Annotated in this window: 6 protein-coding genes; 3 read left to right on the top strand and 3 right to left on the bottom strand. The window is 73.6% G+C overall.

The genetic code is table 11. The annotated features are described in order from the left end of the window. Positions 1–95 precede the first annotated feature (95 nt). A complete protein-coding gene (locus ABD324_RS35805; RefSeq protein WP_344427912.1) occupies positions 96–836 on the bottom strand; it encodes a PRC and DUF2382 domain-containing protein in 741 nt (246 codons plus the stop codon). Between the two features lie 263 nt (positions 837–1,099). On the opposite strand from ABD324_RS35805, the gene ABD324_RS35800 reads away from it, so the two are divergent. Together ABD324_RS35800 and ABD324_RS35795 are read left to right on the top strand one after the other, a co-directional pair. After that, positions 1,100–1,837, top strand: coding sequence for an aspartate/glutamate racemase family protein (locus tag ABD324_RS35800; protein WP_344427909.1), 738 nt, complete (start codon positions 1,100–1,102; stop codon positions 1,835–1,837). Positions 1,838–1,947: 110 nt separating this feature from the next. Continuing rightward, positions 1,948–3,429: an NCS1 family nucleobase:cation symporter-1 gene (locus ABD324_RS35795; RefSeq protein ID WP_344427906.1), complete on the top strand. Its 1,482-nt coding sequence runs from the start codon at positions 1,948–1,950 to the stop codon at positions 3,427–3,429. Positions 3,430–3,559: 130 nt separating this feature from the next. On the opposite strand, the gene ABD324_RS35790 is transcribed toward ABD324_RS35795, so the two are convergent. Together ABD324_RS35790 and ABD324_RS35785 are read right to left on the bottom strand one after the other, a co-directional pair. Beyond that, entirely contained in the window at positions 3,560–4,816 is a 1,257-nt protein-coding gene (locus ABD324_RS35790; RefSeq protein ID WP_344427903.1) for a DUF6986 family protein, read from the bottom strand. Between the two features lie 90 nt (positions 4,817–4,906). After that, positions 4,907–5,581, bottom strand: a complete 675-nt coding sequence (locus tag ABD324_RS35785) for a lysophospholipid acyltransferase family protein (protein WP_344427900.1) — start codon at positions 5,579–5,581, stop codon at positions 4,907–4,909. Between the two features lie 578 nt (positions 5,582–6,159). On the opposite strand from ABD324_RS35785, the gene ABD324_RS35780 reads away from it, so the two are divergent. Continuing rightward, positions 6,160–7,527 carry a reverse transcriptase family protein gene (locus ABD324_RS35780; RefSeq protein ID WP_344427897.1) on the top strand — a complete coding sequence of 456 codons (1,368 nt, stop codon included), beginning with the start codon at positions 6,160–6,162 and terminating at the stop codon, positions 7,525–7,527. The last annotated feature ends 26 nt before the right edge of the window (positions 7,528–7,553 follow it).

Raw genomic sequence — 7,553 nt, 5'->3', positions numbered from 1 at the left:
CACCCACCAACGCCCTCAGGAGCTTGACGAACCATAGGAGCGTCCCCGTGAGTGGCGATAGTCGCCATAGCGACTATCGCCACTCACGACAGGGATCAGCGGTCGAGGTGGTGCTTCGGGTCGTCGATCTCGACCTTCTCCTTGCGGACGGTGCCGGAGACCGTCCGGTCCTCGGTGACCGTCTCCGTGTTCAGCCGCACCCGCTCCACGGCCTCGGTGGTCGTGCCCACCACCGGCTTCTCCGCGTGCAGGGTCACCTCGTGCTCGGCCTCGCCGATCGTCGCCGAACCGGACCGCCCGTTCTCGATCGGCTCGCGCTCGAGGGTCACCTCCTCGTGCGTCACGGGCACGGTGACCGTCTGCTGCTCGGTGACGACGTACTTGCGGAGCCGGACGCGGCCGGCCTCCTCGGTCTCGGTGCCCACGCGCAGCCGCTCCTCGGAGCGGGTCATCGCGTCGTCGGCACCCCGGCGGCCGGTCCCCGCGGAGGTGTCGGCGGACCGGCCGTCGTGTCCGGTGTGGCCGTTCGCGCCGTAGTGGCGGCGCAGCTCCTGCTCGTCGGAGGCGTCGAGGTGCTCGGCCGTGTCGCCCATGTGCGGCGCGTCCTTGACCTGCGCCTTCTCCACCGAGAGCGCGACGTCGCCACCCTTGACGTCCGCGCCGTCGAGCGGGACGAAGCTCTCCTTGGTGCCGAACAGTCCGGTGTGGACCGTGGCCCAGGTCGGCGCGCCGTTGCGGTCGTCGACGTAGACCTGGCCGATCTTGCCGATCTTCTCGCCGCGGGCGTCGAACGCCTGCCGGCCGATGAGGTCCTGGGTCATCTTCTCCGTGATCACTGCGGTGCTCCTTCGGACGTTGTGACGGGACGTCCGAGGGATGGACGGCACGGGCGGCGGCTACCCGCACCCGGGCACCTCTCCCGTCCATCGAGTGATCATCCGTGGCCGCGGGTCCCTCACCCGGTGGCCGGAACGATCACCGGGGGTGTGCGCCCGCCGCCCGGCGGGGGACCGTCGGACGTGACCCGGAGTTCACGGCGCCGTCACGGCACCCGGCGCCCCGCGCGGCGAGAGTGGGACTCCCGCGAGGAGGGACGACCATGCTCATCACCGTGATCAACCCCAACACCACCGAGTCGATGACGGCGACGATCGGCCGGGCCGCGGAGGCCGCCGCCGGGCCGGGGACGCGGGTCCGCGCCGTGACCCCCGCGATGGGCCCGGTGTCGATCGAGAGCCACTACGACGAGGCGCTCGCGGTGCCCGGTGTGCTCGCCGAGGTCACCGCCGGCGAGGAGCTCGGCACGGACGGCTACGTCCTCGCCTGCTTCGGCGACCCGGGCCTCGACGCCGCCCGCGAGCTGGCCCGCGGTCCGGTCGTCGGGATCGCCGAGGCGGCTATGCGCACCGCCTGCTACCTGGGACGGGGCTTCTCCGTCGTCACCACCCTCGGCCGCACGACGGGCCGGGCGGCCGACCTCGCCGAGCACTACGGCGTCGCCCGGTTCTGCCGCGGGATCCGCGCCTGCGAGATCCCCGTCCTGGAGCTGGAGGACCCGGCCTCCGACGCCCGCGGGGTGATCACCGAGGAGTGCCGGCGGGCGGTCGCGGAGGACGGGGCGGACGCGATCGTGCTCGGCTGCGCGGGCATGGCGGAGCTCTGCGCGCACCTCTCCGCGGCCGTCGGCGTCCCCGTCGTCGACGGCGTCGCGGCGGCCACCCGGACCGTCGAGACCCTCGTCGCGCTGGGCCTGCGGACCGGCGACCGCGACGAGTTCGCCAGCCCACCGGCCAAGCGCTACACCGGGATCCTGGCCCCTTTCGGGGCGGAATGTTGACGGCAGATTGACGCCCGGGACGGTCTCGTGAAGAAACGCGATCTTGCCGGGAAACGCGTCCGGAGCGACCTACCGTCGTCGCACCGACCCAGCACGAGAAGGGCGCGCGCATGTCCGAAGCGATCGAGACCGGGACACCGGTCGCCACCAGCGGGACCCCGGGCGAGGTGAAGGCCTCCTACGACGACCGCCTCACCAACGAGGATCTCGCGCCGCTCAAGAAGCAGACCTGGAAGTCCTACAACTTCTTCGCCTTCTGGATGTCGGACGTGCACAGCGTCGGCGGGTACGTCACCGCCGGCTCGCTGTTCGCCCTCGGCCTCGCCGCGTGGCAGGTGCTGATCGCGCTCCTGGTCGGCATCGTGATCGTCTACTACCTGTGCAACCTGGTGGCGCGCCCGTCACAGGCCACCGGCACGCCGTACCCGGTGATCAGCCGCTCGGCGTTCGGGGTGCTCGGGGCCAACGTCCCGGCCATCATCCGCGGGCTGATCGCGGTGGCGTGGTACGGGATCCAGACCTACCTCGCGTCGCAGTCGCTCGTCGTCGTCATCCTCAAGCTGTGGCCCGGCGCCGCCCCGCTCGCCGACGACACCACCGGTTTCGTCGGGCTGTCGGCCCTGGGCTGGATCGCGTTCCTCGGCATGTGGATCGTGCAGGCCGTGGTGTTCTGGCGCGGCATGGAGGCGATCCGCCGGTTCATCGACTTCTGCGGCCCGGCCGTGTACGTCGTGATGTTCCTGCTCGCCGGTTACCTGGTGATCCAGGCGGGCTGGTCGAACATCGACCTCAACCTGTCGGAGAACCTCGTCAGCGGCTGGGGCGTCGTCCCGATCATGTTGGGCGCCATCGCTCTGGTGGTCTCGTACTTCTCCGGCCCGATGCTCAACTACGGGGACTTCGCGCGCTACGGCCGCTCCTTCGCCGACGTGAAGAAGGGCAACTTCCTCGGCCTGCCGCTGAACTTCATCGTGTTCTCGCTGCTGGTCGTGGTCACCGCGGCGGCGACGGTCCCGGTGTTCGGCAGGCTGATCGACGACCCGGTCCAGACGGTCGCGCAGCTCGACTCGACCTTCGCCGTGATCCTCGGGGCGCTCACCTTCATGATCGCGACGGTCGGCATCAACATCGTCGCGAACTTCGTCTCGCCCGCCTTCGACTTCTCCAACGTCAACCCGAAGAAGATCAGCTGGCGGATGGGCGGCATGATCGCCGCCGTCGGCTCCGTACTGATCACGCCGTGGAACCTCTACTCGAGCCCCGAGGTCATCCACTACACGCTGGACTCGTTGGGCGCCTTCATCGGCCCGCTGTACGGCGTGCTGATCGCCGACTACTACCTGATCAAGAAGCGTCAGGTGGACGTCGACGCCCTCTACACGCTCAGCCCGACCGGGAAGTACCACTACACCAAGGGCTACAACCCGGTCGCGATCGGCTCCACGGCCGTCGGCGCCGTCGTGGCGATCCTGGTCGTGCTGCTCGGCTCGTCCTCGGCCGCGGCCTACAGCTGGTTCATCGGCGCGATCATCGCCTTCGCCCTGCACTGGGCGATCTCCCGCCGCACCGTCCCGGCCCCCGCCGCCGCCTGACGACGTGAGCGAACGGCACCTTCGTTCATATCTAGTGAACGAGGGTGCCGTTCGCTCATCCGGCGGCCTCGGGAGCGAACGGCCCCCTCGCTCACCAGGTGTGAGCGAAGGTGCCGTTCGCTCGTTCTCCTCAGCGGGGGGACCGGTGGGGGCGGCGGGCGAGGGCGGCCAGCTCGGCCGCGTCCGCACCCGTCGCCTGCTGCACCCACTGCTCGTCGAGCGCGCCGCAGTCCGTGCCGCGCAGCAGGAACCCGGCGAGCGCGGTGGCGGTGGCGGGCTCGTCGAGGAAGCCGGAGTCCGCCCGTTCACGGTAGGCGCGCAGCCGCGCCACGGCGGAGTCCGCGGAACCCCGGAAGAACCCGAAGACGGCGGCGAACCGGCTCGGCAGCTGCGCCGGATGCAGGTCCCAGCCCTGGTAGAAGCCGCGCTCGAGGGAACGCCGGACGAGCCGCCCGTGCAGCGTCCACGCCGCGCGGATCTGCTCCGCCGAGCCCTCGGGCACCACGTTCGTGGAGCCGTCCGAGAGCCGGACGCCGGTGCCCGCCGCCGCGACCTGCATGACCGCCTTCGCGTGGTCCGCGACCGGGTGCTCCATGCTCTGGTACTCCGCCGCGATCCCCGTCGAGGCCGAGTAGTCGTACGTGCCGTAGTGCAGCCCGGTGCAGCGCCCGCCGCCGGCGGCGATCATGCCGGGCAGCGGGGAGGCGCCGTCGGTGCCGATGACGGACTGCGGCGTCTCCACCTGGATCTCGAAGCGCAGCAGGCCGGCGGGCAGGCCGCACTCCTCCTCGATCGCCGCCAGCACCGTGACCAGGGCGGAGACCTGCGCCGTCGCCGTCACCTTCGGGAGGGTGACGACGAACCCGGCCGGCACCCCGCCGTGTTCGCAGAGCGCCTCGACGAACCGGACGAGCGTGCGCACCCCGCGCCCGCGGGTCGCGCCCTCGAAGCTGCGGAAGCGGATCCCGGTGAACGGCGAGGCCGTCCCGGCGGCCACGGCCGCCCCGAGCTCCGCGGCGGCGCGCTCGGCCTCGGCGTCCTCCTCGGCCCCCGGGCGCACGCCGTAGCCGTCCTCGAAGTCGATCCGCAGGTCCTCGACGGGCTCGGCGAGGAGCTTGGCCCGCACCCGTTCGCGCAGGTCGGCCGCCGCCGGGCCCCAGCACGCCCGCATCTCCGCGTCGCCGCGCGCGTGCTCGTCGAACACCTCGCAGGCCCGCACGCCCCAGTCCGCCACGGTGCCGCGGTCGAACCGGTCCGCCGGCACGTAGACGGTGTGGACCGGCTGCCGGGTGCCGGGATCGCCCGGGTAGGCGGCGGCCAGCCCGGCGTCGACCCGGGCCAGGTCACGGTCGAGCCGGGCGGCGAGGGCGTCGGCGAGATCGCTCATGGGGAGATCGTGCCCCAGCAGGCTCTCCCGGGGGCGGAGGAGAGCACTCGACGTGAGCGTCCCGCGCCACTCCCGGTGGCCGACGCCGGCCTACGCCGCGGCCTGGTCGCCCGGGCGCTGGTGGTAGCGGTCGACGTACACCTGGCCGGAGAGCTGGGCGATGGCGTCCATGATCTCGTCCGTCACGGCGCGGCGGATGGCGGCGGAGCCCTCGAGCCCGTCGTAGCGGGAGAAGTCGAGCGGAGCCCCGAACCGCACCTCGACGGGCGCGAGCCGCGGGATCTTCTTCCCGACGGGCTGCACCCGGTGCGTGCCGATCAGCGCCACCGGCACGACGACGGCGCCGGTGGACAGCGCCAGGGACGCGACGCCGGTGTGGCCGCGGTGCAGCCGGCCGTCGAGCGAGCGGGTGCCCTCCGGGTAGATGCCGAAGGCACCGCCGGCGCGCAGGACCGTGCGGCCCGCGTCGAGCGCGGCGAGGCCTGCCTTCGCGTTGCCCCGGTCCACCGGCACGTAACCCAGCGCGGTGAGGAAGCGGGCGACGAAGCGCCCCTTCAGGCTGCGCGACGTGAAGTACTCGGCCTTGCCGAGGAAGGCCACCGGACGCGGCGTGACCAGCGGGATCACCGCGGTGTCGACGGCGGCCCGGTGGTTCGCCGCGAAGATCACCGGCCCCGTCGCCGGTACCCCGCCGGCCCCCTTCACCGTCGGCCGCCAGATCATCCGAACCAGAGGTGCGAGCACCCATCTGATCAGGAACTGCATGCCTGTCGATCCTCTCCGAGACCGTCCGCGCCCGCCACGTCGGCGCCCGGACCAGTCTCCCCCACCGCGTGTGACGGCCAGGTCACCGGGGAGGAACGTACCGACGACGCGCGGTGATCGGTTCCGCCAGCCGAGGGAGGGCGGTCCGATTTGTCCTGATCGCTCCGTGACGCCGTCCGCCACCGTCGGTGCCGGGCGCTAGTCTCGGAGCCGATGCAGCGGCGTCCGGGCGAGTCGGCGAACCGTCGTGGCGGACCCCGCCGCGGCGCTCGCAGCTCCGGGGCAACCCCGGGGTGCACCTCCTCCGTGCGGCATGTCGTCCCGCGCGCGTCGCCCTGCTCCGCAGGAGGGCAGGCGCGCGGCGGACGGGAACCCAGGTCGGCCGGGCGCCGCCGCATCACCACCGAGGCCCGCGCGGCCCTGATCCGCTCCGCCGCGCCCCGGTGCGCACCAGCCCGGTCAGTCGCTGCCCGGTCCGCCGGCACCCGTGCCACAGGCATCCGTGCGACAGGCACCCGTACCGCAGGCGTCCGTGCCACAGGCATCCGCCCGACCACCTGTCCCGCACCGAGCGCCCGATGAGCGAGGCGACCGGCCCCGGGGACCCGGAACCCGCACAGCGGGGGCAGCACCCGGACCCGACCCGCCCGGACACCGAGGCCGACAGCCGGGCGCCCGACCCCACACCCTCCGACCCTCCCTCGCCTGCCGAGGTCGTGCTCCGCGCCCTGCTGACCGTCCCCTGGGAGCGCGGGCGGATCGCACACGCCCTCGCCGAGCCGCTCGGACGCAGAGCCGAGGAGTTCGCGACCCGGCTCGTCGAGACCTGGCCCGAGGCCCCGCGCGGCACCCACGCCGGGCTCGTCGCGGAGCTGGAGCGGATGCTGGCGGTCCGCCGGCGGCTCGTCACGCCGGACCCGGAGCCGCAGTGGCGGTGGGCGGTCGCCCGCTGGTCCACGGTGGACCAGCTCGCCGCCGGGCTGGACCTGCGCCCGGGTGAGGCCGAGTGGTTCGCCGATCCCGGCGGCTGGCTCCGCCGGGCCCCCGAGGGCCGGCTGCACCACTACCGCGGTCTCTGGCGCGTGTCCCCGTCCGGCACCCCGCGGCTGCTGGAGTCCCCGGCCCCGCGCCTCGCCGAGCTGCAGCGCCGGGTCCGCCGGCACGTCCTGGACCGGATCCCGGTGCACCCGGCCGCGCACGGGTTCGTCCGCGGCCGCTCCCCCCACACCCTGGCCGCCGAGCACGCCGGCCGGCGGATGGTCGTGCGGGTCGACGTCGAGGGCTTCTTCACCCGCATCGGCCCGGCCCGCATCGCCGGCCTGTTCCGCACCGCCGGCTATCCCGCCGCCGTGGCCGACGTCCTGGCCGGGCTCCTGGTGACCACGACCCCGCGCGCGGTGCTGCACCGCGCGCCGGGCACCCCGGGCGACGCCCGCCGCCGGCTCCTCGACCGCCTCGCCCTGCCCCACCTCCCGCAGGGCGCACCCAGCTCCCCGGGCACCGCGAACGTGCTGGCCCACGGCCTCGACCACCGCCTGACCGGCCTCGCCGCCGCCGTCGGCGCGACGTACGGCCGCTACGCGGACGACCTGGTCCTCTCCGGCGACGACCTCCCCGTCCACGGCCTGATCCGCCGCGCGGCCGAGATCGCGGCCGACGAGGGCTTCACCCTCCGCCCCGAGAAGACCCGGATCATGCCCGCGCACCACCGCCAGCGCGTCACGGGTCTCGTGGTCAACGGCGACCGACCGGCCCCCTCCCGCAAGGACTACGACGACCTCCGCGCGCTGCTCCACAACTGCGCCCGCACCGGCCCCGACGCCCAGAACCGCGACGCCCACCCCGCCTTCGCCGACCACGTCCTCGGCCGCATCGCCTGGGTCGCCTCCGGCCGCCCCCACCGCATGGCGCGGCTCCGCCACCTGTTCGACGCCTGCGAGTGGTGATGCCGTCCGGGGGGCCACGAGCTGTC

The sequence above is a fragment of the Pseudonocardia ailaonensis genome (assembly GCF_039531635.1).
Classification (GTDB): domain Bacteria; phylum Actinomycetota; class Actinomycetes; order Mycobacteriales; family Pseudonocardiaceae; genus Pseudonocardia; species Pseudonocardia ailaonensis.
This window is presented reverse-complemented; position numbering and strand designations above follow the sequence as displayed.

What these genes read in the sequence shown, in the direction of transcription:
- ABD324_RS35800 (WP_344427909.1), top strand. Translation starts at nt 1,100, where the DNA reads ATGCTCATCACCGTGATCAACCCCAACACCACCGAGTCGATGACGGCG.
- ABD324_RS35795 (WP_344427906.1), top strand. Translation starts at nt 1,948, where the DNA reads ATGTCCGAAGCGATCGAGACCGGGACACCGGTCGCCACCAGCGGGACC.
- ABD324_RS35790 (WP_344427903.1), bottom strand. Translation starts at nt 4,816, where the DNA reads ATGAGCGATCTCGCCGACGCCCTCGCCGCCCGGCTCGACCGTGACCTG.
- ABD324_RS35785 (WP_344427900.1), bottom strand. Translation starts at nt 5,581, where the DNA reads ATGCAGTTCCTGATCAGATGGGTGCTCGCACCTCTGGTTCGGATGATC.
- ABD324_RS35780 (WP_344427897.1), top strand. Translation starts at nt 6,160, where the DNA reads ATGAGCGAGGCGACCGGCCCCGGGGACCCGGAACCCGCACAGCGGGGG.